The organism is Pedobacter aquatilis, assembly GCF_030409415.1.
Taxonomy (GTDB): Bacteria; Bacteroidota; Bacteroidia; order Sphingobacteriales; family Sphingobacteriaceae; genus Pedobacter; species Pedobacter aquatilis.
In genome coordinates this window covers 116,331-141,905 of sequence record NZ_JAUFPW010000008.1, presented here as the reverse complement: position 1 = coordinate 141,905, position 25,575 = coordinate 116,331, and the positions used below count along the sequence as shown (strand labels likewise).

General features: G+C 34.5%; 14 protein-coding genes and 1 tRNA gene. 8 read left to right on the top strand and 7 right to left on the bottom strand.

Annotation, left to right across the window (positions count from 1 at the left end; translation table 11 throughout):
• Positions 1 to 16: 16 nt before the first annotated feature.
• From QWY86_RS01735 to QWY86_RS01725, 3 genes are all read right to left on the bottom strand, one after another.
• Complete coding sequence (locus QWY86_RS01735) at positions 17 to 6,577, bottom strand: polyketide synthase (protein ID WP_290238050.1); 6,561 nt, start codon at positions 6,575 to 6,577, stop codon at positions 17 to 19.
• Between the two features lie 622 nt (positions 6,578 to 7,199).
• Positions 7,200 to 8,036 carry an MBL fold metallo-hydrolase gene (locus QWY86_RS01730; protein WP_290238048.1) on the bottom strand — a complete coding sequence of 279 codons (837 nt, stop codon included), beginning with the start codon at positions 8,034 to 8,036 and terminating at the stop codon, positions 7,200 to 7,202.
• A gap of 69 nt (positions 8,037 to 8,105) precedes the next feature.
• A complete protein-coding gene (locus QWY86_RS01725; protein ID WP_290238046.1) occupies positions 8,106 to 9,119 on the bottom strand; it encodes a LacI family DNA-binding transcriptional regulator in 1,014 nt (337 codons plus the stop codon).
• 355 nt (positions 9,120 to 9,474) lie between these two features.
• Between QWY86_RS01725 and QWY86_RS01720 the strand changes: the two genes are divergently transcribed.
• The 5 genes from QWY86_RS01720 to QWY86_RS01700 all read left to right on the top strand — a co-directional run bounded on the left by QWY86_RS01720 (position 9,475) and on the right by QWY86_RS01700 (position 15,295).
• Positions 9,475 to 11,304: a glycoside hydrolase family 2 TIM barrel-domain containing protein gene (locus QWY86_RS01720; RefSeq protein ID WP_290238044.1), complete on the top strand. Its 1,830-nt coding sequence runs from the start codon at positions 9,475 to 9,477 to the stop codon at positions 11,302 to 11,304.
• Between the two features lie 118 nt (positions 11,305 to 11,422).
• Positions 11,423 to 12,901 carry a glycoside hydrolase family 30 protein gene (locus QWY86_RS01715; protein WP_290238042.1) on the top strand — a complete coding sequence of 493 codons (1,479 nt, stop codon included), beginning with the start codon at positions 11,423 to 11,425 and terminating at the stop codon, positions 12,899 to 12,901.
• Between the two features lie 9 nt (positions 12,902 to 12,910).
• Entirely contained in the window at positions 12,911 to 13,732 is an 822-nt protein-coding gene (locus QWY86_RS01710; RefSeq protein ID WP_290238040.1) for an SDR family oxidoreductase, read from the top strand.
• Positions 13,733 to 13,735: 3 nt separating this feature from the next.
• The gene (uxuA, locus tag QWY86_RS01705; protein WP_290238038.1) at positions 13,736 to 14,911 is read left to right on the top strand and encodes a mannonate dehydratase; all 1,176 of its coding nucleotides are present in this window, start codon (positions 13,736 to 13,738) and stop codon (positions 14,909 to 14,911) included.
• Between the two features lie 150 nt (positions 14,912 to 15,061).
• Complete coding sequence (locus QWY86_RS01700; RefSeq protein WP_290238036.1) at positions 15,062 to 15,295, top strand: hypothetical protein; 234 nt, start codon at positions 15,062 to 15,064, stop codon at positions 15,293 to 15,295.
• 96 nt (positions 15,296 to 15,391) lie between these two features.
• Here the strand turns inward: QWY86_RS01700 and QWY86_RS01695 are convergent.
• Positions 15,392 to 15,465, bottom strand: a tRNA-Arg gene (locus QWY86_RS01695).
• Positions 15,466 to 15,732: 267 nt separating this feature from the next.
• On the opposite strand from QWY86_RS01695, the gene QWY86_RS01690 reads away from it, so the two are divergent.
• The 3 genes from QWY86_RS01690 to QWY86_RS01680 all read left to right on the top strand — a co-directional run bounded on the left by QWY86_RS01690 (position 15,733) and on the right by QWY86_RS01680 (position 19,180).
• A complete protein-coding gene (locus tag QWY86_RS01690) occupies positions 15,733 to 18,192 on the top strand; it encodes a TonB-dependent receptor (protein WP_290238034.1) in 2,460 nt (819 codons plus the stop codon).
• Positions 18,193 to 18,396: 204 nt separating this feature from the next.
• Positions 18,397 to 18,837, top strand: a complete 441-nt coding sequence (locus tag QWY86_RS01685) for a PaaI family thioesterase (RefSeq protein WP_290238032.1) — start codon at positions 18,397 to 18,399, stop codon at positions 18,835 to 18,837.
• Between the two features lie 163 nt (positions 18,838 to 19,000).
• On the top strand, positions 19,001 to 19,180 hold the full coding sequence (locus QWY86_RS01680) for a hypothetical protein (RefSeq protein WP_290238030.1): 180 nt from the start codon (positions 19,001 to 19,003) through the stop codon (positions 19,178 to 19,180).
• Between the two features lie 67 nt (positions 19,181 to 19,247).
• Here the strand turns inward: QWY86_RS01680 and QWY86_RS01675 are convergent, their stop codons facing one another.
• The 3 genes from QWY86_RS01675 to yidC form a co-directional block, all read right to left on the bottom strand.
• Positions 19,248 to 20,519 (bottom strand): nucleoside recognition domain-containing protein, encoded by a 1,272-nt coding sequence (locus tag QWY86_RS01675; protein WP_290238028.1) that lies wholly within the window; start codon positions 20,517 to 20,519, stop codon positions 19,248 to 19,250.
• Positions 20,520 to 20,743: 224 nt separating this feature from the next.
• Entirely contained in the window at positions 20,744 to 23,602 is a 2,859-nt protein-coding gene (locus tag QWY86_RS01670) for a S9 family peptidase (RefSeq protein WP_290238027.1), read from the bottom strand.
• A gap of 165 nt (positions 23,603 to 23,767) precedes the next feature.
• Positions 23,768 to 25,573, bottom strand: coding sequence for a membrane protein insertase YidC (gene yidC / locus QWY86_RS01665; protein WP_290238025.1), 1,806 nt, complete (start codon positions 25,571 to 25,573; stop codon positions 23,768 to 23,770).
• Between the last annotated feature and the right edge of the window lie 2 nt (positions 25,574 to 25,575).

The window sequence follows — 25,575 nt, the reverse complement described above, 5'->3', positions numbered from 1 at the left end:
ATTTATATTTATATATTTAATTTACTTGAAGGTATTTACTTGGATTTGTTTCATCTTTTACAAACCAAGCGGGATTACCATCTTTGTCTTTACCTAACCTTGCGTTTGGAGCCGGTGGATGATTTAAATCAACCACAGCATTTTCTACATCTGGGTGTTTATATTCAGGTATAAATCCTACTTCTTTTAACTCAATCAAACTTTCTTCAAAACATTTAATGATTAGCTGAATATCACTGTTGGAATGAGCGGTTGTTAAAAAACACGCAAAACCTTCTAAAATATGGATACCCTTCAAACGCATTAGCGTAAAAAATAATTCAGTGTAAGGATATTCCTCAATAAATTTAATTCTCCACAATGAACCAAATTGTGCTACAAACATTGGGACATTTAATTTACGGCAAAGTGCATTAATTGTATTAGCAACATATGTTCCATTAGCATTTAGGTTTTCCTGTAATTGCGGACCCATTTTCTTTAAATAATTTAAAGATGCCTTAGCGGTTGCCAGGGCTAATGGATGTCTGACAAAAGTACCAGCAAAATAAGTTACGCCAATTTCTGGAATTGAATCATCTCCGAACTGCCAGAAACCACCATCAAGCGCATCCATATATTTCTTTTTACCGGCAATAATTCCGATTGATATACCGCCACCGGCAACTTTTCCATAAGTTCCTAAATCTGCTTGTATCCCAAATAAACCTTGTACACCAGCTGGATGAAACCTAAATCCGGAAATTACTTCATCAAAAATTAATACGGTTTCGGAATCTTCTGTAATTTTCCTAAGTTTTTTTAAGAAATCGATAGGTTGAAAATCCGCTCTGCGACTTTGTATTGGTTCTACCAAAACTGCAGCAATATCATTGGCACGTTCTTCAATAATTTTTAAAGATTCTTCAGTTCCATAATCCAAAATCAACATATTTTGAACGGCCGATGGCAAAATTCCAGGAGCAGCAGGGAAAGTTTTAAGTTTCTTGCTTCCTCGAACTATTACCTCATCTGCAATACCATGATATGAACCTGTAAAAGCTACAATAGTAGACCGGCCAGTTACCGTTCTTGCGATACGCATTGCACCTAAAACAGCTTCAGAGCCTGTATTACATAATCCAGCCCTGTCAAAATTTGTGAATTCACAGATGAGTTTCGAAACTTCTCCTGCCAGTTCATGCTGCGGACCTATTTCATAACCTTTTTCAATTTGATCTATAAGCGCATTTTTGATAAAATCCGGTTGATAACCTAACATATTCGAGCCAAACCCGTTTAATGCATCGATATATTCATTACCATCGATGTCCCAAATACGGCTTCCCTTGGATTTGTTAATTACAATTGAATAAACGAGTTCCTTGGTGGCAGGTTTAAATCCAGAAACAACTCTAGGATCTGCCATATGTGGACGATGTTCTTGAGTGTAGTTCTTACTGGCTTTAGTTTTTTCAGTATATCTTGTAGTTAAATCAGCAAGATATTTTGTTTGCCTATCATTTAGAGCAGCCGATTGCTTTTCAATTCTGGCAGCTGCACCGAAAGGTTTTTTTATTTCAATTTCTTCTTCAGGAGTTAAATCAGAAGTTGGTTTAAGACTAGGCGTGGGAATTGCTTTGGTTGGTTGAGTTGCAGATACTTGAGCATTATTTTGAACAACCTGATTTTGATTGTTGTTCTGCAGTAGGGAAATCTGCATGCCCAATAACTGCAATTGTTGCCCAATCAAATCCAACGCTGAACCATTAACAACGGAATTATTCGATACGGTTTGATTAAATGCGATTTGATTGTTATTTTGAACACTATAATTTTGCTGTTGAGGTGTCCCTAAAACAGATACCGCATCAACTGGTAAATTTGCATCGAGATAGTTTGTTAATAAATCTAATGTTCCAAACTCTTCATTCAACTGTCTGAAAGTTATAGGCAAAGAGAACTGTTTTTTTAAAATAAGTGCAACTTGGGTAAGTAGTAACGAATCTAATCCAATTTCTATAAAGGTCATATCCGGTGTAACATTATCCATTTCAAAGCCCGAAGCATTCTCTAGGATATCTTTTACTTGCTTTATTAATGCTTGCTTTCTCATTATTGGTAAAGGTTTATTCTGTTCGGTTTTAATGTTTTGGAAATTAGGAATCGATGTATTAAGATTCGCAAAATGCACTGGTTCTACCCAATATTCTGATTTGTTGAAAGCATATGTAGGTAAATCATATACTTTAGCTCTGCTCTCGGTTTGATAAAAAAGTTTCCAGTTAAAATCAAAACCATTTATCCATAAATTTCCAACAGCACTTAAAATCGAATGATGGGCCGTTTGTTCTTTTTTTGGAAAATCTAAGGATGATATAATTGTACAGTTCTTTCCTAATCTATGTTGACGGATAAATGTACTTGTTGCATTTCCTGGCCCCATTTCAATAAACGCCTTATCGGAATTGTCATCAATAAGCCGACCTGCAGCTTTCTCGAAGTTAACTGTAGCACGCAGATGATTTGCCCAATAAGATGCATCTGTAGCTTCATCATCAGAAAGAATATGACCTGTAACTGTTGAATATATTGGAATAAGGGGATTATTTAATTTAAGTTCTGTAAAAGATGCCTTAAATGGCTCAACTACATCATCCATCATGTACGAATGGAAAGCATGGCTGGTTTGCAGCAACTTATTGGCAACATTTAATCCATCTAACTTCTTCGAAAAATAAGATATGCTTGAACTTTCTCCCGCTAAAACTAGTAAGTCAGCAGAATTTATAGCTGCAATTGAGACTTTTTCAGGTAGTATGTCATTAATATCCTCTAATTTTGCTCTAACAGATAGCATACTACCTTCGGGTAATTCACTCATTAAAAAACCCCTTTTTGAAATAATCTTTAAGGCATCTTGAAGATTTAGTATTCCTGAAAAGTATGCAGCAACAAATTCCCCGATACTATGGCCGATAAATGCGGAAGGATAAACGCCCCAGCTCATCCATAATTTTGCCAATGAATAACCTAACATAAATAAAGCAGGCTGGCTGTATCGAGTATTCTTAAGTTTGTTTTCTGCTGCGTCAGTAATCTCCTCGGGATAAATGATGGATAATAAATCTTCGTTAATATGAAGTTTTAATATAGCGTTACATTCATCCATGGCATTTTTGAAAACAGATTCATGCTCATATAAAGCCTTTCCCATATTTAGGAACTGCGAGCCTTGCCCTGGAAACATAAAAACTACTTCTTTTATGCTTTTTGTAATTTTTTTTCCAAGTCCGCTTAAAACCGAAAGATTACTTAATTGCTCAACAATACCATCGTCTTTATCCGCTACTACAAATTTTCGGTAATTAAAATGATGCCTGAATACATTTAAAGTGTAAGCAATATCTGGTAACAGTGCTCGATTTCCTTGCGTTAAATATTTAGCAAGACTTATACCATAATTATTTAGGCTGGTTTCATTTTTTGCAGAAATTGCCAATAATTGCACAGGCCTCGATACAGAACTTAAGCTTTGTTTAGTTTCAAATCCTTCTAATATAACATGTACGTTTGTACCACCTACACCAAATGAACTAACACCGGCAATTTTCTTCTGAGTTTCCCAGTTTTTTAATGTTGAGTTAACGTAAAATGGGCTGTTTTCAAAATCAATGTTTGGGTTAGGTTTTTGATAATTTATCGATGGTGGGATTTGTTTATGATGGATTGACAATGCCGTTTTTATTAAACCGATTACGCCAGAAGCTGCCGTAAGATGACCCAGGTTACTTTTAACAGATCCGATAGCACAATATTGTTTTTTCAGTTGTTGCCCAAATGCAAGATTCAGACCCTCGATTTCAATCGGATCGCCAAGAGGAGTAGCCGTTCCATGAGCTTCGATATAAGTAATTTCTGAAGGGGCAATAGCGCCATCATTAATTGCCATTAGAATTGCATTCGCTTGTCCTTCTGAACTTGGTGCTGTAAAACTGCCCTTTCTGCTACCATCGTTGCTAAGTCCAACACCCTTAACAACCGCATAAATCAAATCCCCATCTAATATCGCCTGCGATTTGCTTTTAAGAATAACAACACCCGCACCATCACTAAAAACGGTGCCTGCAGCACTTTCATCGAAAACCCTACTGTGCCCATCTTCACTTAACATTGCACCATCCTGATAAATATGACCACTATTTATCGGAACTAGCATTGCTGAACCTCCAGCTATTGCAACATCACATTGCCCGGCTCGAATGCTTTGTACGGCTTGTGCAACAGCTAGTAAGGATGTTGAACATGCAGATTGAATATTTACTGCCGGACCATTTAGATTTAAAGCGTAGGCAGTTCGCGTTGCTAAATAGTCTTTATCGCTAACCGTTCCAACTTGAAAAGCGCCAATATTTTCGATAAGTTCTTTATTGGATAATACATTATGTGTATAGTAAGTATTGAATCTGCAGCCGGCATATACCCCAATAGAACCTTCATATTTTGCAGGTACATGATTGCACTGTTCGAGTGCTTCCCATGCAACCTCCAAAAATATTCTTTGTTGTGGATCCATAAGTGCCGCAAGTTTCGGGTTGATTCCAAAAAAATCAGGGTCAAAACTTTTTGGCTCATTTATAATACCTCTTGCTTTAACATACCTGCTGTCATTTTTTAATTCAGCAGATATACTAATGTCTAATTCATTCTCTGAAAAATAATGAACGGTCTCCTTTGCATTTATAAGATTATTCCAAAATTCCTGAACATTATCTGCACCTGGAACACGAGTAGCCATACCAATAATAGCGATTTCATTATCATTGGTATTGCTTAATTTTTTCCTTCTGATGAGATTTGGTTTAACAATAGAGCCATCCAAGAACGCAGCAATATGTTCAATAGTAGGGTGTTGGTATAATTTTACAACTGGTAATTTTTTTCCTAACTCACCTAAATTAATAATAAACTTTTGTGCTAGTAAGGAATTTCCACCTAACTCAAAAAAATTATCTGTTTTTCCAACACTCGAAACATTTAGTAAGCTTTTCCAAATTGTTGAAATAGTCTTTTCTGTTTCACTTTCTGCTGCTACAAACACATTTGCTAAAAGTGAAGTTACATCTGGTATTGGTAATACGCCCTTATCAATTTTACCATTAGACGTTAATGGTATGCTATTCAATGTGATGAAAAATTGAGGTATCATGTATTCTGGAAGTTTACCTCTTAAATGGAACAAAACATCATTTTTATCGTATTGCTCTTCTGGTACGATATAAGCCACCAGACGCTTCCCTGCAACTTCATCGTGCTGAACAACAACAACTGATTGTTTAACATTCGGTGCTTCACGGAGTGTATTCTCAATTTCTGAAAGTTCAATCCTGTAGCCACGAATTTTTACCTGATCATCAATTCTTCCATTAAATTCAATGTTCCCATCTTCAAGCTGTCTTGCTAAATCGCCAGTTTTATATAGTCGCTCATTGTTGTCAAAAGGACTTGCAATAAAGTTTTTAGAAGTTAAGTCTGCTTTATTTAGGTAACCACGGGTAACTTGAATACCACCGACATAAATTTCACCTACTTGAGTATTGTCTACCTGATTTAAGTTTTCATCAAGCAGATAAATTGTTACACCAGATATTGGCTTACCAATAGGTAATGAATTACTACCTGTTAGTATATCATCTGAACATAAACATTCCAAAACAGATATGGTAGTTTCTGTAGGGCCGTATTTATTATAAAAATTTACCTTATTGCGCCACTTTCTGTAAAGCTCTTTTTTGCAGATATCTCCGGCTGACACTATTCTTTTAAGACCTGTAACTGCTTTTGGCTCAATATTTTCTATAAAGCCTGGAGTAGCATGTAAATGCGTAATTTTATTTGTTTCTAAAAAGCTCGTGAAAGATTCAATGTTAGCTAACAATTCCTCCGTTATTATAAACAAATTTGCCCCATTTGTTAAGGCAAGGAAAATTTGTTCGATAGAGGCGTCAAAACAATAGTTAGAAAATTGAACTATTCTTTCTTCAGCCTTTATTCCAAAATATGCCGATTGATTAGTGATGTAACTATATATCGAGCGATGCTCTACCATTACACCTTTTGGCCTACCTGTAGTGCCAGAAGTGTAAATTACATAGGCAAGAGTAGTATCAATTACGCTTTCTCTACTAAAACTGCCTGAGGATCGATTATTTATTGTAAAAAAATCATCAACTAATACTGCTTTAGTTTTAAATTTTTTACTACTATCGTTATTGCTCACAACAAAATCACTTCCGCAATCCTCAATTATATAGTTTATCCTATCAACAGGATAATTTGGATCGATAGGGGCGTAGGCACAACCACACTTCATAATTGCAATTATACTAATCACCATTTCCAGCGATCTGTTAATGCAAATAGGAATTATGTTTCCATAGCTGGCACCATTTGCCAAAAGATATTCTGCAAATTGATCTGATTTTAAATTGAGTTGTTTGTATGTGATAGTATTGTCACCAAAAGTCAAAGCTATTCTATCAGGATATTTTTTAGCCTGTTCAGAAAATAGATTTATTATAGTGTTGTTACTACTCATGGCAGAGTGATAAAATATGATTGTTAGATAAATATATAAGGAAAACCTTAAATATAATTATAGTCTGGGTGAAACTTCTGTTTGTAATTAGTTGCACGACTAAAAGTCACATCGTCAGTATAACTAAGTAATACGTGTTATGGATCTGGAAAGCGAAAAAAAACAGGCTTTCGATTTCCTTTTTTGGAGTTTGCAGTCATGGTTTGAGAGTTGTTGACTTAAATTTACTCTGATAATATACAAAATTATAATATAGATTAGCAGTAATGTAAAGGGTTGTGGTTGTCTTAATGATTATAATCATAAGATAACCAATATTATTTAATTGATTTTCTAATAAATAATATATGTCAAATATAGCAAATTGATATAAAACTATATAAAATTTATCACTGAATGTTGTTGGACAAGAGAAAGGGGCTTAAATCCATAAGCCCCAATAAACCAAACAAACTATTTATGAAGTTTATATATAACCAACAACAAAATAATTTGTTTTAAAAAAAGAGATTAAAATTAATTAATCTCTTCTAGCGTTAATTTAAATCGTCCCGTTGATTTATCTAACAGCACAAACCTCATAAAATACACACGATTAAACAATACCTAAAAGCAAGTATTTTTAAAATAAATTGAGTTGTGCTGGTTGATGAAGGAGAGGATTGAAACTATATTCAGTTTCTAAATTAATTGGATTTGCTGTGAAGTATATTTCACTTTCCTGATAACGGGAAGCAACAGCTATAAAAGTTTTATCAGCTACTGCTTTAAAAAGTTTTTCTACTAGATCAGGGCAGTTATTATCTTTTGATAAATGGCTGAGCAAAAGGTGGCTCATGTAATCAGGTTTATGCTTTACAAATAAATCCAGGGCCTCGGTATTTGAAAGGTGACCTTTACCACCTCGAATTCTTTTCTTGAGGTAATATGGATAGCTGCCATTTTCTAGCATTTCGATATCGTAGTTAGCTTCTAAAAATGCAGCGTTACAGTTTCTAAATTGTGTAATTAATCTATCACACACTGTACCAATATCAGTAAATACGCCAACTTTGGTATTATTATATTCAATGGTAAAGCTAAATGGATCTGCAGCATCATGATGCTTTGAAAAACCTAAAATCTTCAAACCACCGATTTTAATAGTTTCCAAATGGCTGAAAGAAATAACGTTATTTGAATCTAAGGCAAGCCTACTGTTAATTAAAGTATTTCTCGTGATGTAAACAGGTAAATTATACTTTTTAGAAAATACTAATAACCCTTTTATATGGTCGCTATGCTCGTGTGAGATAAAAATTGCTTTTACTTTTTGGATGTCTAATCCACAGCGATACATTCTTTTCTCCAGTTCTTTACAAGAGATGCCAACATCTATTAAAACAGCCTCATTTTCGTTGCCGATGTAATAGCAATTGCCATTGCTGCCAGAATTTAGTGAAGAAAAGTATAATGCCATTATTTTTGCAATATACGGCTATTTAAAACTCCAGACAAAGATTTTTATCAACGCTAAAAGTTTGAAATATTAGTGAATAACCAACTTACATGATACCATTACCTTTTGATAATTTTCTATCTCAATTTCGTTGTTAATCAGTTTTAATAGCAAATTGATAGCATTTTCTCCAACTGATTCAGGATTTTCCTCTACAGATGCAATAGGTGGTAAATCTAGATAATTAATGAAAGAACTATTTCCAAATCCTATACATTCAATATCAGTTACTTTTGGATGGTTAATGCTTCTCAAGTATTTTATTGCATCAAAAAGTATTTGTTCTTTAAAAGCTACCAATGCGGTTGGTGTGCTGTCAAAATTTCCAAAGAGTTTCTGAATTGCGGAAATGGTATTTTCCTTATCAAAATCAGTATAAGCTACTAAATCTGCATTGAAAGCCACATTGTTATCTTTCAAGGCATTTATATACCCGTTAAAACGATCGTGTGTAAAGTTATTCATCTTAGGTCCGCCGAGGTAAGCAATTTTTTTGTGCCCCCTTTCTATTAGATATTTTGTGGCCTGATAGCAACCTTGGAAAGTATCGCCTAAAACTTTATGGCAATTTAGGTTAAAACTTGGGTTTCTAGTATAATAAACAACAGGAGTGCCAATACCTTCAAATTGATCGAAATGCGAAAAGTCTTGTGTGTTTTTTGAAATTGCAACTATCAAGCCATCAACTCTGCTTTTTAAAAGCATGTTTGCAAGTTGTATTTCTTTTTGCAAATCATCATGAGATTGACCGATAATAACATTATAGCCATTTGCCATAGCAAATTGCTCTACACCGTAAATGCTTCTGGTAAAAAAATGATCGAGTAAATTTGGTAGTATAATTCCAATTATTCTCGATTTACGTTCTTTTAAATTAATTGCAGATTTATTAGGGGTAAAATGAAGTTCCTTTGCCATTTCCTGCACACGCTTTTTTGTGTACTCGTTTATGGTTGGATAATTATTTAATGCCTTGGATACCGTAGAAACTGACATTTTAAGCTTTTCGGCTAAAAATTTTAATGTAATTGGGGTGTTATTCATCTTTATCTCGGATCTGCAATGCATAGTTAAGAAAAAATGCAAATTATTTCAAACGTTTGAAACACTATCAAGCTAAATAATCAAAGATTTTACGCAGGGTATGATGATTTTATACTTTGTGGTTTTTTACATTCGTTTTAATGAATGTTACAAAACCAGAGTCTTTAACTTTTAATGCAAAAAATTTCCTTACTCTACACAAATCTATCCAATAGGAATAAATCGATATATTTGAAATAATGTTATATAATTATTTCTGTTAATGTTAAGAAGTAGTTGATTATTAATCGAATTATAGTTTTATCCCTAGAATTATCATTATTTGGAAATGATGGTTCGTAAAAATTAAATGATTATGCCAAATTTTAAAGTTAGAGTTTTTATAATCTGCTTTTCGCTCCTTTATTCCATTGCTCATGCTCAAGTAAGCTCTATTCAAAACATTCAGGCCCGTAAAATTCAAAGCTTAAATGGTAAGTGGAATTATATTATAGATCCTTATGAAAATGGATTTTACGATTACAGACATCAACCATTTGATCAATCTAAAACCGGTGCTGGTGGTTTCTTCGATGATAAGGAACAAAAAGATAAATCAGAACTTATTGAATACAATTTCGATGGTTCGCCACAAATGAATGTTCCTGGCGATTGGAATTCGCAATCGGAAAAGCTTGAGCTTTATGAAGGTACAGTTTGGCTTCGTAAAAAGTTTAATGCTCAACCAGAAAAAGGCAAACGTTATTTAATTTACTTTGCCGCAGTTAACTATGAAGCACATGTTTATCTTAATGGTAAAAAATTAGGTGTACACAAAGGAGGTTTTACACCTTTTCAGTTTGATGTTACAGGTAAATTAAAAGCTGGTAGCAACTCTTTGGTTGTTAAGGCTGATAATACACGTAAGCAGGATGAAATCCCGACGGTAAATACAGATTGGTGGAACTATGGCGGTATAACACGCGATGTTTATTTAGCCGAACTACCTGAACATTATATAAGCGATTATAAAATTCAGCTCGAAAAAGGAAGCCAAAACCTTATTAACATTAGCTTAAAACTTGCCGATTCATTTTCTGGACAAGAAATTTCTGTATCTATTCCAGAACTTAACCTCGAACGGAAATACAAAACCGATAGTGAAGGAAAAGTTAGCGAACAATTTATCTGGAATAATTTAAGTCTTTGGTCGCCAGAAAATCCTAAATTATATACCGTTAAAATCAAGTCTGCCAACGAATCTATAGAAGATAAAATTGGTTTTAGAAATATCGAGGTTTTAGGGGATAGTATTATGCTTAATGGGAAATCTGTTTTTCTACGCGGAATATCCCTTCATGATGAGAATCCGCTTCTTGCCGGGCGTTTGCGTGGTGAAGGTGATATGCGAATGATGCTTCAATGGGCAAAAGATATGAATTGTAATTACGTTCGTTTAGCGCATTATCCTCATAACGAAGAAATGATTCGTTTAGCTGATGAAATGGGACTTTTAGTTTGGGCAGAAGTGCCCGTTTATTGGACAATTAGCTGGGAAAATCCGGTAACTTATGCCAATGCCAAGCAGCAATTAACCGATTTAATTCTACGAGATAAAAACAGGGCAAGTGTTATTGTTTGGTCGATTGGAAACGAAACACCACTAAGCGATGCCCGTTTAAGTTTTATGAGCAACCTTGCAGAAACAGCTAGAACTTTAGATGATACAAGACTTATTGCTGCGGCATTAGAAGTGCATAGAGAAGGAAATACGATGATTTTAAATGATCCTTTAGGTGAGAAAATTGATTTAGTAAGCTTTAACGAATATGCAGGTTGGTATTTTGGAGGTACACCAAGCGAGATCACAAAGTACGATTTTAATATAAAGTACAAAAAGCCGGTTGTTGTAACAGAATTTGGTGGCGATGCTTTAGCCGGTTTTCATGCTGATGAAAATACTAGATGGAGTGAAGAATATCAGGAAGCGCTGTATAAAAATCAAATTACAATGTTAAGTAAGATTGCGGCCTTGCGTGGTATGACACCCTGGATTTTAACAGATTTTCGTTCGCCAAGAAGACAGCACCCTGTTTATCAAAATTTTTGGAACAGAAAGGGATTAATAAGTGAAACGGGCAAACGCAAAAAAGCATTTTTTGTATTGAAAGATTTTTATAATCAAATGCAGGCGAAGTATAAATAGTTAATTTTTAATTAAATTTAAACTTAAATTGAATTTGGTTATTGTTTTGTCTTATAGTGATTTATAAAATTTATTTACCAATAACTTAATTTACAACCAAATATAATAAGCGCAATTAATGAAAAATCATTTAAGTTTAATTTTACTTTTGGCAACAGCGTGTACTGCCTCGTCTCAGGTAAAAAAAACAACAAAGCAAGTTGTTAAATCACCACAAACTTACAATTTAGTAAACCGCAAAGTTTCAGTTTATGTAACTGCCCAGAATTCTGATTACCGAATTAGAAAAACTGAAACTTTAAGTTTTGTCGAAAATAAGCAACCCTTCGAAACCGAACCCTGCATATTTATTGATCCAACTGTTAAATACCAAACACTGGTAGGTATTGGTGGTGCATTAACTGATGCTTCTGCCGAAACTTTTGCAAAACTTTCAAAGCAAAATCAAGATGAATTGCTTGAAAAATACTATAATCCAACAAGCGGTATTGGTTATACATTAGCTCGTACAAATATCGGTAGCTGCGATTTCTCTAGTGGAAGTTATACTTATGTTCAAAATAATGATAAGGAACTAAAAACATTCAGCATAGCACATGATAAGGAATTTAAAATTCCCTTAATTAGAAAAGCAATAAATGCTGCGGGTGGTAAATTACCTTTGTACGTTAGCCCGTGGTCGCCTCCGGCTTTTATGAAAGATAATAATAGCTTGTTGCAAGGCGGACACTTACTTCCTGCATATCGTCAAAGCTGGGCAAATCACTATGTGAAATTTATTAAAACTTACGAATCTATTGGTATTCCAATTTGGGGTTTAAGCGTTCAAAATGAGCCAATGGCAAAGCAAAGATGGGAATCATGTATTTACACCGCCGAAGAAGAACGAGATTTCATAAAAAACTTCTTAGGTCCAACACTCCAAAAGTCTGGCTTGGCATCTAAAAAGTTAATTGCTTGGGATCATAACCGTGATCAAATTTTTCAACGGGCAAGTACTATTTTAAATGATAAAGATGCGGCTAAATATGTTTGGGGTATTGGTTTTCACTGGTACGAAACCTGGACAGGTAGCGATATGCAGTTTGGAAATGTAAAGCAAACGCATGAGGCTTACCCTGATAAAGCTTTGATTTTTACAGAAGGTTGCAAAGAAAAATATGACGTTAATAAGTTAGACGATTGGACTTTAGGCGAGCGATATGGTTATTCGATGATTAACGATTTTAATAGCGGAACAGCTGCATGGACAGATTGGAACATACTTTTGGATGAGAAAGGTGGACCTAACCACGTTGGAAATTTTTGCTTTGCTCCTGTACATGCTGATACAAAATCTGATAAACTTATTTACACCAATGCTTTTTACTATATGGGGCATTTCTCAAAGTTTATTCGCCCCGGAGCCAAGCGGATAGGAACCGCCTCAAGCCGCGATAAATTGCAAACAACTGCATTTATAAATACCGATGGTAAAATTGCGGTAGTCGTGATGAATCAATCTGATGAAAAATTAAAATATAGCCTTTGGATTAAAGGCCAAGCTGCAACTACAACCAGTTTGCCGCATTCCATCACAACACTAGTAATCGATTAAAAAATTATAATGACCAAAAAATTAAATATTTTTTCCCTTGTGGATAAAGTTGTTGTTGTAACCGGAGCCACAGGCGTTTTAGGTGAAGCTTTTGTAAATGGACTCGCTGCTGCGGATGCAACCATCGTAGTGATTGGAAGGAATGAAGAAGTTGCCAGTTTAAGAGTAAATGAAGTTGTTAAAAATGGTGGAAAAGCCATCTACATTATCGCTGATGTTTTAAATGAAGAAGATTTATTAAATGCAAAATCAAAAGTTATTACAGAATTTGGAAGAATAGATGCCCTTGTTAATGCGGCTGGAGGTAACGTTGCAGAAGCAGTTATTCAGCCGGGTAAAGATATTTTTGATATTAATATCAGTGCTTTAAAACAAGCTTTTGACTTGAATCTATTTGGTACAATTTTGCCGACTCAAATATTTGGTAAAGAACTTGCAAAACAGGGTGGAAGCATTGTTAATATTTCTTCTGTTTCGGCTTCACAGGCAATTACCAGAGTTTTAGGTTATTCTTTGGCAAAATCTGCTATAGATAGTTACACAAAGTGGATGGCTGTAGAATTGGCCAACCGTTATGGAGAAAAATTGCGCATCAACGCAATAGTTCCCGGCTTTTTCATCACCAACCAAAATCGTGCATTACTGACCAATGAGGATGGCAGTTTAACCGCCAGAGGTGAGGCTATTATTACTAAAACACCTTTTAAAAGGTTTGGTAATCCTGATGAGTTAATTGGTGCCTTGGTTTATTTATTAAGCGATGCGTCAAAATTTGTTAACGGAGAAAATTTAACCGTTGATGGTGGATTTTGTGCATATTCTGGAGTATAATTTATGGAAAAAAAATATAAAAAATTAGAACAAACCTGGCGTTGGTACGGACCAAATGACCCAGTTTCATTACAAGATGTTAAACAAGCAGGCGCTACAGGAATTGTTACCGCATTGCATCATATTCCGCATGGCGAAGTTTGGCCATTGGAAGATATTTTAGAACGCAAGGCAACAATTGAAGCTTCAGGGCTAACATGGTCGGTTGTAGAAAGTGTACCAGTTCACGAAGCAATAAAAACCCGTAGGGCAGATGCTGATAAATATATCGAGCATTATAAAACTTCTCTCAAAAATTTATCGCAATGCGGAATAAAAATAGTTTGCTACAATTTTATGCCTGTTTTAGATTGGACTCGCACCCAATTGGATTTAGAAATGGAAGATGGCTCTAAAGCTTTGTATTTTAATTGGATTGATTTAGCGGTATTTGATTTATATGTATTGAAAAGACCTAATGCTAAATCTGATTATCCGAAATCTGTTTTAGAGCGAGCTGAATCAAAGTTTTCATCCTTAGACCAGCAAGAGCTTGATGATTTGAGAATTAATGTTTTAATGGGTATCCCGAACGAGAAAGAAATCGAACTGGAAACTTTAAGGAACAGCATCAGCGAATATGAAAAAATTGGTTTCAATGGACTTAGAGAAAATTTAGTTTATTTTCTATCCTCCATAGCTGATGTTTGCGAAAGCGAAGGTATTAAAATGACCATACATCCTGACGATCCACCTTATCCGATTTTAGGCTTACCAAGAATTGCCAGTACCATTGATGATTTTAATTATATCCTTCAAAATGTAAATAAACCCTTTAACGGTGTCTGTTTTTGTACAGGTTCTTTAGGCGCAGGGGTAGATAATAATGCATTGGAAATTTTTAATGCTATAAAAAACAGAGTTTACTTCGCACATTTACGTAATGTAACAAAAGACGAGGACGGTAGTTTTTACGAAGCTGACCATTTAGGTGGTGATGTAAATATGTATGAAATTATGAAAGCTTTAAGCGATGAAAATGCGCTTCGTGATAAATCCATACCATTTAGGCCAGATCATGGTCATCAAATGCTTGATGATTTAGCAAAACAAACCAATCCGGGTTATTCTGCTATTGGGCGTTTGAGAGGTCTTGCAGAGTTGCGGGGGCTTGAGGTTGGTGTAACCGGAAATTATTAGATATTTAATTCCTGTTGAGCAATTAACAGGATTTTTTTGTAATTAATAGCTTATATAAAACACCAAAGGTTTAACTTTGTTAATCAAAAGGATAAAGCAGAGCATTCCAACCCTACAAAATTTTGCTTGTTCAATTAATTTAAATAAATTATGAAAGAGCATAACAATCCTACTAAGAAAATATTAAAACCATCTGTAATTCATGATGATTTACCAGAGGTAAAAAAGCCGGAACACCTTAGAAAGCATCCTGTAGATAATGATGATAGTTTACCGGAAAACCCCGAAAGAAATTATCATCATGATGAACTTCCTTCTTCAACCAGTAGTCACGATGAAATTAAACATGCCGATGATGATGTTTGGAATGGTGAAGATGCTTAGGTGGAAATTGATTTATTGGTTAACCAAATGAATTTGCATCGAGTTAAATCATTATAATAAAAAACCTCTTCAAAATTAATTGAAGAGGTTTTTTTGTACCCCGGAAGGGATTCGAACCCCTGACCCACGGTTTAGAAAACCGTTGCTCTATCCAACTGAGCTACCGAGGCCCATTTTTTTTTAACGTGTGCAAATATAGAAGTTCTTGGCAATAAGCAGAAATAAATTTGAATAATTTCTTTACTTAAATTTAACTGATTAATAATTAGAGCATTAATTTTTGCAATCAACACATAAATATTAATAAACTATTAAGAATTAGAAATGAATGTTATTTAATCACTAAATGCAATTCTTTTACATCAACAAAAATAAATAATTTGATTTATTTAAAATAAAATTTAGATTTGTCTAAAAATATATTTAGATAAATTATCATGCCTGTAAAATCTCTTTTCATTATTCTTTTATTTTCCTTGATACCATACATCAGCTTTGCTCAAAAAGTAAAACTCAAAGGCACGGTACATAATAAAGATATCCCTGTGGGAAATATTAGTGTGCAAATCTCTCCTTTAGGAAAAATTACTAAAACCGATAATGCTGGGATTTTTGAATTTGATGAGATTAATTCAGGTTCATTTCAAATTACAGCCTCTGGTGTAGGTTATAAACCATCACGATATAAGATTGATTTGAAATCAGATTCAAGCATAATTATTGAACTTACAGAAAGTGCTTCGATGTTAAATGATGTTGTAATTACTGGTGTAAACAGAGCAACTGAATTAAGAAAAAGTCCGGTGCCTATCGCTGTGCTTTCCAAAAGAAACATGGATCAAAATGTTAATACAAACCTTATTGAAGCAATTGTTAAGGGCATTCCTGGGGTTTCGGCTGTAACAACCGGCCCAAATGTTTCAAAACCATTTATTAGAGGTTTGGGCTACAACAGAGTATTAACTTTATATGATGGATTAAGGCAAGAAGGGCAACAATGGGGGGATGAGCATGGTATTGAGGTCGATGAATATGGAATATCGAGAGCGGAAGTTGTAAAAGGGCCTGCAAGTTTAACCTATGGTTCTGATGCTCTAGCAGGTGTTATAAATATGATTCCTGCCAATGCCAACCTGATAGATAACATTTTAAGTGGCGATTTAACTACAAATTATCAAAGCAATAATGGTATGATTGGCTCATCTTTGGGTTTAAATTATGCTAAAAATGATTGGAAATATAATTTTCGTGCTACTGGAAAGGCAGCTCATAATTATTACAATAAGGTTGATAAATATGTTTATGGTACCGCCTTTCGCGAATTCAATTTATCAGCTTCTGCAAGGCTTGATAAGAAATGGGGCTATTCAAAAACCGCTTTTACTTATTATGATAATTTAATGGAAATTCCTGATGGTAGTCGTGATTCTTTGACCAGGAAATTTACCAGACAAATATTGGATGATGGCGATGATATCAAAAACCGACCAATAGTTCCTGCCAATCAATTGAAAAGTTATACTATAAATCCCCTGCATCAACATATTCAGCATTTCAGGTTTTACAATTCAAGTCAAATTAAATTTGCAAACAGCGATTTAAATTTCTTAATCGGCGGACAGCAAAGTGTTCGCAGGGAATATAATCATCCAACAGTGCCACATCAGGCAGGTTTAAATGTGGTTTTAAATACATTGAATTATGATGTGAAATATAATCTGCCAAACTTTGGAGATATAGAAAGTACAATTGGTGTTAACGGAATGCTTCAGGGCAATAGAAGTAAGGATGCGACAGATTTTCCAATACCAGATTACGATTTATTTGATATTGGTGCTTTTTATTTCGCCAAGAAAAGTTTCGGAAAGGTTGATTTATCTGGAGGAATAAGACTAGACAGAAGAACCATAAGCTGGGATAATTTTTATGTTGGTACAAATGCTCAAACTGGCTTTGGCGAAAAAGTTGAAGCTAATAATAATGGCGCTGAACTTCAGTTTCCATTTTTTAAAAGAAATTATTATGGCTTATCTGGAAGTTTAGGTTTGACCTACAATCTATCTGATAAACTGTTAGTTAAAGCGAATATTGCAAGAGGTTATCGGGCACCGAACATTACAGAAATTGGTTCGAATGGTTTAGATCCAGGTGCGCATATTGTTTATTTAGGTAATCGAAATTTTAAGCCGGAATTTAACCTGCAACAAGATTTAGGCATTAGCGCTTACTTGAATGATTTCGATTTGAGTTTGGAAGTTTTTAACAACAATATTCAAAATTATATCTATCAATCGAGATTAACCGATGAAGATGGAAATCCCGTTGTAATCGTTCCGGGGAATTTAACCTATCAATATCAGCAATCAAGCGCAAGACTTTATGGAGCAGAATTTAGTGTGAATATCCATCCTTCATCCTTAAAATGGTTAAGTTTTAATAATAGCTTTGCCTATGTAATTGGCTTGAATAAAAATAAAGAATTGTTAAATAAATACGGAAATGAGGCTAAGTATTTGCCATTTATTCCGCCATTACAAGTAAGATCTGAAATTAAATTAACGGCAACCAACGAACAAGGTTGGTTAAACAAACCTTACTTTAAAGCTGATGCAGCGGTTTTTGCTGATCAGAACAAATTTTATGCATTAGATGATACGGAAAGTTTTACCAGAGGTTATACCTTAATAAATGCTGGAATAGGTTCTGGAATAAAATCAAAATCGAATAAAACCATCTTGGATATCTTTATACAGTGTGATAATATTTTTAATGTAACCTATCAATCTCATTTAAACAGGTTAAAATATTTCGAATATTACAATAATTCTCCCAACGGGAGGAGTGGGATTTATAATATGGGTAGAAATTTCAGTTTTAAAGCGATAATACCTTTTTAAGATTTAAGATGGATGATTTGGGATGGATTTAGGGTTGTAGATGTGAAATGGATGAGGGATAGTGGAGTTCAGATGTGTGATATTTGATTTGTGAGTGTTGAGGTTTAAACTGCAGATTATACATCTTACAAAAATTTCTCCATCTTCAATTTTCCATTTCCCATCATCCATCTTCCCTAACCCATTTTCATTATCTTTACAATTATGGAAGCATCATTAAGCGAACAAAGACTTAATTTTTTAAGAGAATCGATTGGACACGTAATTTCAAACTCGCCCTCAAATTTTATGAACTGGCTTGCGCCTGTTTTAATAAAGGCTGAATATGGAATTTTAGTTTGTAAGTACAAGATTAGAAACGAAATGACGAACCCTTATCAAATTTTGCATGGTGGGGTAACTGCCGGTATAATAGATGATTTAATAGGCGCTACGGTGTTTACAATGGGTTTAAACGAAAAATATACAACTGTAAATAATTATATAGATTATTTTGCACCTGCAGGCGAGGGAAATGAAATTGTAGCAGAAACATCAATCGTAAAAAAGGGAAGAACAATTTTAAATCTTCAGTGTGAGATATTTTTACCATCTAAAAAACGTTTAATAGCTAAAGGCTATTCTAATATGTTAAATATAGGTTAAGCTATTCTTCATAGGGTTAGAAAAAATTGTTAATTCCTTTAAATTAACAAAACATTCTCATTATCTGGATGTTTTAACTTAACCTAAAATATAATGAGCCATGTTAGAAAATTATTCAACTCTGCAATTTATTGTTCGAGGCAAAATTTTTAAAGGTTTTTGCATGCGAATACAAGACGACTTTCATGAAACTTATGCTGTTGTTTTAGATGGCTACCATTCTTTCTGTATCTGGTTAGATAATAAAACCGAAACGTGGTGTGCATCTAAAAATGTTGTAATCGAAGCAGATGCGCTGGATGAAATTATAAGTAGAATTTCTATACCTCCACAGGTTTCTTAATAACTCAACTAATTAAAAAAGCTTGAATGAGACAATCATTCAAGCTTTTTTAATGAATAATATTTTTCTATCCGAAGAATAAATAAGCTAAACAAATGGCTGTACAAACCCCAACTAAATCGGCCAGCAGCATTGCACCAATTGCATATCTTGTATTTTTAATACTTATAGAGCCAAAATAGACCGCGATTACATAAAACGTTGTATCAGATGCGCCTTGAAATATACCTGATAAGCGGCTTGCAAAAGAATCTGCGCCATAGGTTTCCATTGTACTCACCATCATTCCTCTTGCCGCACCACCACTTAATGGTCTGATTAATGCAGTTGGCAATCCTTCTACAAATCTTGTGTCAGCACCTAAAAAGGCGAAAAATGTTTTTATACCGCTAATTACTACATCAAATGTGCCACTTGTACGTAACATGCTAATCGCAACCAGCATCCCAACTAAATATGGAATAATTTTGATAGCCGTTTCAAAACCATTTTTTGCCCCATCTATGAAAGCATCAAAAACATCAATTTTTTTATAAATGGCGCCTAAAATAATTAATAGAAAAACTAACAAAATTAACCCATTACTCAATATACCAGAAAATGACTTTATACCGTTCGCATCCAACGAAGTGATGTAAACCACTAAAGCTGCAATTATGGTTGATAAGCCCAAAATCCAGGCGATGACTACTGGTTGCAGTAAGTTAATTTTTTGTTTAAATGAAACAATTAGCATTGCTGCGATAGTACCAACAAATGTTACAATTAAGCAAGGGATAAAAATATCTGTCGGATTCGAAGCATTTTGAGAAGCACGAATAGCAATAACGCTTACCGGAATTAAACTCAAACCTGCAGCATGTAAACACAAAAACATAATTTGCGAGTTTGATGCCGTATCCTTACTTGGATTTAGTTCCTGCAAACTCTCCATCGCCTTTAAGCCAAATGGTGTAGCAGCATTATCCAGTCCTAATAAGTTGGCAGAAAAGTTCATTATCATGTGCCCCATTGATGGATGCCCTTTGGGAATTTCGGGAAATAATTTGGAGAAGAATGGGCCAACAATTCTCGAAAGTAAACGAATACCACCAGCTCTTTCGGCAATACTCATAAAGCCCATAAATAAGGCCAAGATTCCGATAAGCTTGAAGCAAAGTTCTACCGACACCCAGCAGGTTTCAATAATTCCATCTAATTTAAGTGGATTTGAAGCATCACTGGCTTTTCCAACCACCATCCAATTGAAAATTTCACTTTGCCCGAAAAAAAAACATTTAACGGCTGCTACAACAATTGCAACAATTATAAATGCCGACCAAATTCTACTTAATGCCATTTGCGTTGTTTAGTTTTTAGTTTGATAGGTGTAAAATAGATTTTTTTTGTTTAGAAACATAATCAAGAAAAAAATCTCTCATAAAGATGCGTAAGGTTGAATAAAATAAAAATCCGTAGCGATAGCAAGGCTACCAACTACGGATTTTTTTTATGGGTTGAATTTAAATTTTTTGTTAAGCGTTGTTCGTTAAATTACCCTAAACTTATAACGTTAAACTTCGACTAAGGTTTATCGTCTGTTAATTCGAAACCCCACGTTTTTCCTTTTTCAGTTGCTGGTACTCCGCTTGTCATCCAAGCTGGAGCCTTTGCGCCTTTTAGGTAATAATCAAAAAACTGCTGCTCGCGAATTTGAATATCCTTACGGTTTTGGCGTTGAACTAAATTGTGCGCTTCACCATTATAATTTAACATCCAAACCGGTTTGCCCAAACGGCGTAAGCCAGTAAACATTTCAATACCTTGGTACCAAGGCACAGCGCCGTCGGCATCATTCGCCATAACAACAACAGGCGTATTTACTTTAGGGAACATAAATAATGGTGAATTTTCTGTGTAAAGCTCTGGCTTCTCCCATAAAGTTGCACCGATACGGCTTTGTGTTTTTTCGTATTGAAACTGACGGTTCATACCGCTTTCCCAACGAATACCCCCATAAGCAGATGTCATGTTAACAACTGGTGCTCCCGCCCATGCAGCTGCATACATATCGTTTTGCGTAATTAAATATGCAACCTGATAACCACCCCAGCTTTGACCCTGAATCCCGATTTTAGTTCCATCAACCCAAGCATTTTTCTTTAAACTTTCTACACCAGAATTAATAAACTCTACTGCAGATTGCCCTGGATAGCCTTTAGTATAAGAAATATCTGGAGCAAAAACCAAGTAACCGTTGCTAACAAAAAATGAAATATTTAAGCGTGATGGAGTAGGCGCTGGTGCCTGATAGCCGTATAAACCATCAGATAATTTCTCGTAGAAATAAACAATCATTGGATATTTTTTAGCTGGATCAAAATTCTCCGGTTTGTATAAAATACCTTCTGATTTATAACCCTTTGGCGTAGTCCATTTCACTAATTCTGCCGTTCCCCAGTTGTAATTTTGTTGTTGAGGATTAGTGTTGGTTAATTTGTTTTCTGTTTTAAAATCAGTTGTTACATACACATTTGGCGATTCTACGTAATTTCCTTTATCGAAAATGTAAACATCAGCATCTTTAGCCTTTAAAAGATTTGAATATTTGTTTTTGCCCATTACCACTAAATCTGGGTTTTTAACCGAACCAACATTCTTTCGGTAAAAGCCATTTTCTTTAGTTGCATTATTAAAACCATCTAACCAAACCAATTCATTTGATTTAATGAATTTTGTATCAACTCCACGCTCAAAACGATTATCTTGTTGTGTTTTGTGATAACGAAGCGTGATTTTGTTATCTCTACCAAAGTTGTTTGTTATGTTTTTTGGTTGAGATTTTCCATCTGGAGAAAACGACCATATATCGTATTTATCATAAATTAAAACAGCTTTATCATCTTCAGTCCAGGTTGCAACTCCATAAGCTCTCGGGTTACCTGGTACATCATTATCCTCATCGGCAAACTTAACTGTTAGGCCGGTATTAAGTTGCAAAACTTTACCATTAGCAACATTGTAAGTAAACCAGTTTGAAGTGCTTTCATCAAAATAGATAACGTAATTACCTCCAGCTGAAGCCATGGCATTTCCATTTAACTTATCGATTATTTTCTTACGCTCACCGGTTTTAGTGTTTACTAAATAATAATCTTTTGTCGTAGAGCCACTCCATTGCGATTCAATTCTTCTTCCAAAATCAGTCGAAGCTAAAACATAATCTGCATCACCTTCTCTAACCAAATTAGCATCTGGTAATTTTAAATCAGTTAACGGAATAACTTTTGGGTCGCCGCTGTAAATATCAATGACAGAAAGGAAGCTTTTTTTACTATCTCTGTCAGCATTTTTTAACTGCATCGGTTGCAAGTAATCATCTTTATAATTCCAAATGTCTACTTTTGCAACTTCAAAATCTACAATTGTTGTATCTTTTGCTTTCTTAATCGGAGCAATTCCGAAGAATAATTTCTTGCCATCTTTACTAAAAGATACACGTCCATCGCCATTTACTGACCATTTAGCCGGTAAGCCAGGCATATCAAAATCTACAATGGTTTGTGCGGTATCTAACGATAAAGAATTATAATATACATTGTAATTTTTGATTTCCTGTTTTTCTGGGCTTTGTTCTCCAACAAATGCTAAATGCTCACTATCTTCATCAAACGTAAAGCCTTTAAAGCTTCCTTTTCCTTTGATTAGTGTTTTCAAAGTACCTTTTTCCGTATTTAATAGATAAACACCTTGTGGCGCTGTCTTATCTTTTTTAGAACCGCTACAAGCAAAAACCAATTGCTTGCCATCCTTACTGAAAGCATATTCTGTTACAAATTTGTAAGTTTGTTCAGTTCCTGTTAAAAGGTTTCTAACAATTAAATCTGTTCCTTCCTCTTTTTTTGGTCCACCTGTAGGTTCATCATCAGCAAAGTCAAATTCTGAATCCTTTTTAGGTGTTGTTGGCGTAGTTTTTTTTGCGGTGTCAGGTTTATCTAATTGATAAGCTAAAAAGCCAAAGCCATTTTCAGGAAGTTTAAAAGTTTTTACTCTTGCAACCTTAGTAATTGCATTCGTGGTTAAATTCGCAATTCCTAAAGTATCTTTTGGCATAGCGTCTGGCTTCGTTTTCTTAATCTTTGCCTGCCTTAAATCCTTGTAGGCGGGTTTTATTAAGAAAGCTGCAAATTTAGAATCGTTGCTAAATTGGCCTGTTGAAGCCCTCGGAATGGTCAATTTCGAGTTACTTTTTAAATTTGTGATGTATAAAGTAGCATCACCTTCTTGTTGTAAAACGCTGTATAAAGCCAATTGGCCATTGTTGGATAATTGTTTTGTGCCTACAGCTTCCCAGGTATCATAAACTTTATGGTCTAATGGTTTTTTTTGAGCGTAGGTAAAACCGGCAACGAAAAGTAAAAATATCGTTAGTTTTTTTTGCATTTTATGAATAATTAATTTGTTGGTTGAGATTTCAATATCTAAAAATTGCAAATTTTTAGCTTATTAAGAAAGATGTACGCCAAATATTACAAAAACCAAATCAATTTATATCAAAAAACCCGACTGCAATTAAACAGTCGGGTTTTTTATCAATATTAGGAATACTTATTTTTTTCCTTTTTGCTGAACTTGTTGTTGCTGACGCATATAATCATCTAAACGCTGTTGGAATTTAGATTTTTTCTTTTTCTCATCAGCTGGTCTTGCTTTATTTTGTTGAATTAAAGCATGGATTTTATCATCATCAACCATTTTACGGATTAAGAACTGCTGTCCGAAAGTCATTAAGTTGGCTAAGAAATAATAGTAATTTAAACCTGCCGGATAGCTGTTTAGTACCCCTAAGAAAATGATTGGCATAATGTAACCAATGTACTTCATCTGACCAGTTGCACCAGAAACCTGGTTGTTAAAATAAGTCATGATTAAGGTAGAGATGGTCATCAATACACACATTAAACTTAAGTGGTCGCCAATAAATGGCAGTTTGAAACCAAAGCGGATAAATTCATCATAAGTTGATAAATCCGTCATCCAAAGGAAGCTTTCTTGTCTTAACTCAAAAAGGTTAGGGAAGAAGAAGAAAAAAGCCATTACCAAAGGCAATTGTAATACCATTGGCAAACATCCGCCAAGTGGGTTTACACCTGCTTTTTTGTACAGTTTTAAATATTCCTGTTGAACTAATGTTGGGTTATCTTCCCCTACTTTTTCTTTAATTTCATCCATTTCAGGTTTTAAAACCCTCATTTTAGCCATTGATAAGTATGACTTATAAGTTAAAGGCGATAAAGCAACTTTTAATAAGATGGTTAATACAAGGATAATTAAGCCATAGTTCCAGCCAAAGCTGTTTAGGAAATTAAATACTGGTAATACGATAAAACGGTTAATGTATTTTAACGGCCAATAACCCATATCTACCTGTTGCTCCAAATCATAACCTTGCGCTTTTAGCTCAGAGAATTTATTGGTTCCGAAATAGAATTCCATTTCATAAACCTGATTCGCCTGGTGTGCATAAGACAACTGCATATTTGCACTGTAGTTCTTAACCATGCCCGGTGTTGTAGGTACTTTAACTTCCAAGGAACCTTTATCAAAAGCTTGTTTAGAAATTAACGATGCAGAGAAAAAGTGCTGCTTAAATGAAACCCACTGAATTTTACCTTTAGTAAGTTCTTCTTTTTCATCTTTTGAAACACTTAAGTGGTCTACATCACCATCTAAATATTTATAATATGGTGCAGAATAACGATGCTCACTTTCAAGCGATTTTTCTTGCTGTAATAATGTTGCATCCCAATTTAAATTAACTGTATTACCTGCAATAACTTGTTGCATACCAACCAAATTAACGTTAAAATTAACCTTGTTGCTTCCAGCTTTTAAATTGTAAACAAATTCTAAGTATGCATTTGCACCATAATCAGCACGCATAGTAATGGTATTGCCGGCTTTTGCTGGGGTAAAATATAAATCATTTGTATTAATAACCTTACCGGCAGCATTTAGGATTAATCCAAATTTATTGGCATCGCCCTGAAATAAAATTGATGGTTTACCATCATAAGTTTTCTGGCCCTTAATTTCTACCGAAGAAATTTTACCACCTTTATTACTCAAGGTTATTAACAATTTTTCGTTATCTAATACGGTGTTTGCCTGTGTACCACTTAACGCAGTACCAAACGGACCTTTTAATGCTAACGAATCAACCGCAGGGGTAGAGGTTACAGTATTTTTAACAGTATCTTTTGCCGCTACTACTGCACCGGCTTTTTTTAGAGAATCTAATTGTTCTGTTTCTTTGGCTTTTTTTAATTCTGCTTCACTTGGTTTAAAGAAGTAGAATGATCCTGCCAAAATGATCATAATCAGGAATAATCCTGTAAAGGTATTTCTATCCATTA

What these genes read in the sequence shown, in the direction of transcription:
- QWY86_RS01735 (WP_290238050.1), bottom strand. Translation starts at nt 6,577, where the DNA reads ATGAGTAGTAACAACACTATAATAAATCTATTTTCTGAACAGGCTAAA.
- QWY86_RS01730 (WP_290238048.1), bottom strand. Translation starts at nt 8,036, where the DNA reads ATGGCATTATACTTTTCTTCACTAAATTCTGGCAGCAATGGCAATTGC.
- QWY86_RS01725 (WP_290238046.1), bottom strand. Translation starts at nt 9,119, where the DNA reads ATGAATAACACCCCAATTACATTAAAATTTTTAGCCGAAAAGCTTAAA.
- QWY86_RS01720 (WP_290238044.1), top strand. Translation starts at nt 9,475, where the DNA reads ATGCCAAATTTTAAAGTTAGAGTTTTTATAATCTGCTTTTCGCTCCTT.
- QWY86_RS01715 (WP_290238042.1), top strand. Translation starts at nt 11,423, where the DNA reads ATGAAAAATCATTTAAGTTTAATTTTACTTTTGGCAACAGCGTGTACT.
- QWY86_RS01710 (WP_290238040.1), top strand. Translation starts at nt 12,911, where the DNA reads ATGACCAAAAAATTAAATATTTTTTCCCTTGTGGATAAAGTTGTTGTT.
- uxuA (WP_290238038.1), top strand. Translation starts at nt 13,736, where the DNA reads ATGGAAAAAAAATATAAAAAATTAGAACAAACCTGGCGTTGGTACGGA.
- QWY86_RS01700 (WP_290238036.1), top strand. Translation starts at nt 15,062, where the DNA reads ATGAAAGAGCATAACAATCCTACTAAGAAAATATTAAAACCATCTGTA.
- QWY86_RS01690 (WP_290238034.1), top strand. Translation starts at nt 15,733, where the DNA reads ATGCCTGTAAAATCTCTTTTCATTATTCTTTTATTTTCCTTGATACCA.
- QWY86_RS01685 (WP_290238032.1), top strand. Translation starts at nt 18,397, where the DNA reads ATGGAAGCATCATTAAGCGAACAAAGACTTAATTTTTTAAGAGAATCG.
- QWY86_RS01680 (WP_290238030.1), top strand. Translation starts at nt 19,001, where the DNA reads ATGCGAATACAAGACGACTTTCATGAAACTTATGCTGTTGTTTTAGAT.
- QWY86_RS01675 (WP_290238028.1), bottom strand. Translation starts at nt 20,519, where the DNA reads ATGGCATTAAGTAGAATTTGGTCGGCATTTATAATTGTTGCAATTGTT.
- QWY86_RS01670 (WP_290238027.1), bottom strand. Translation starts at nt 23,602, where the DNA reads ATGCAAAAAAAACTAACGATATTTTTACTTTTCGTTGCCGGTTTTACC.
- yidC (WP_290238025.1), bottom strand. Translation starts at nt 25,573, where the DNA reads ATGGATAGAAATACCTTTACAGGATTATTCCTGATTATGATCATTTTG.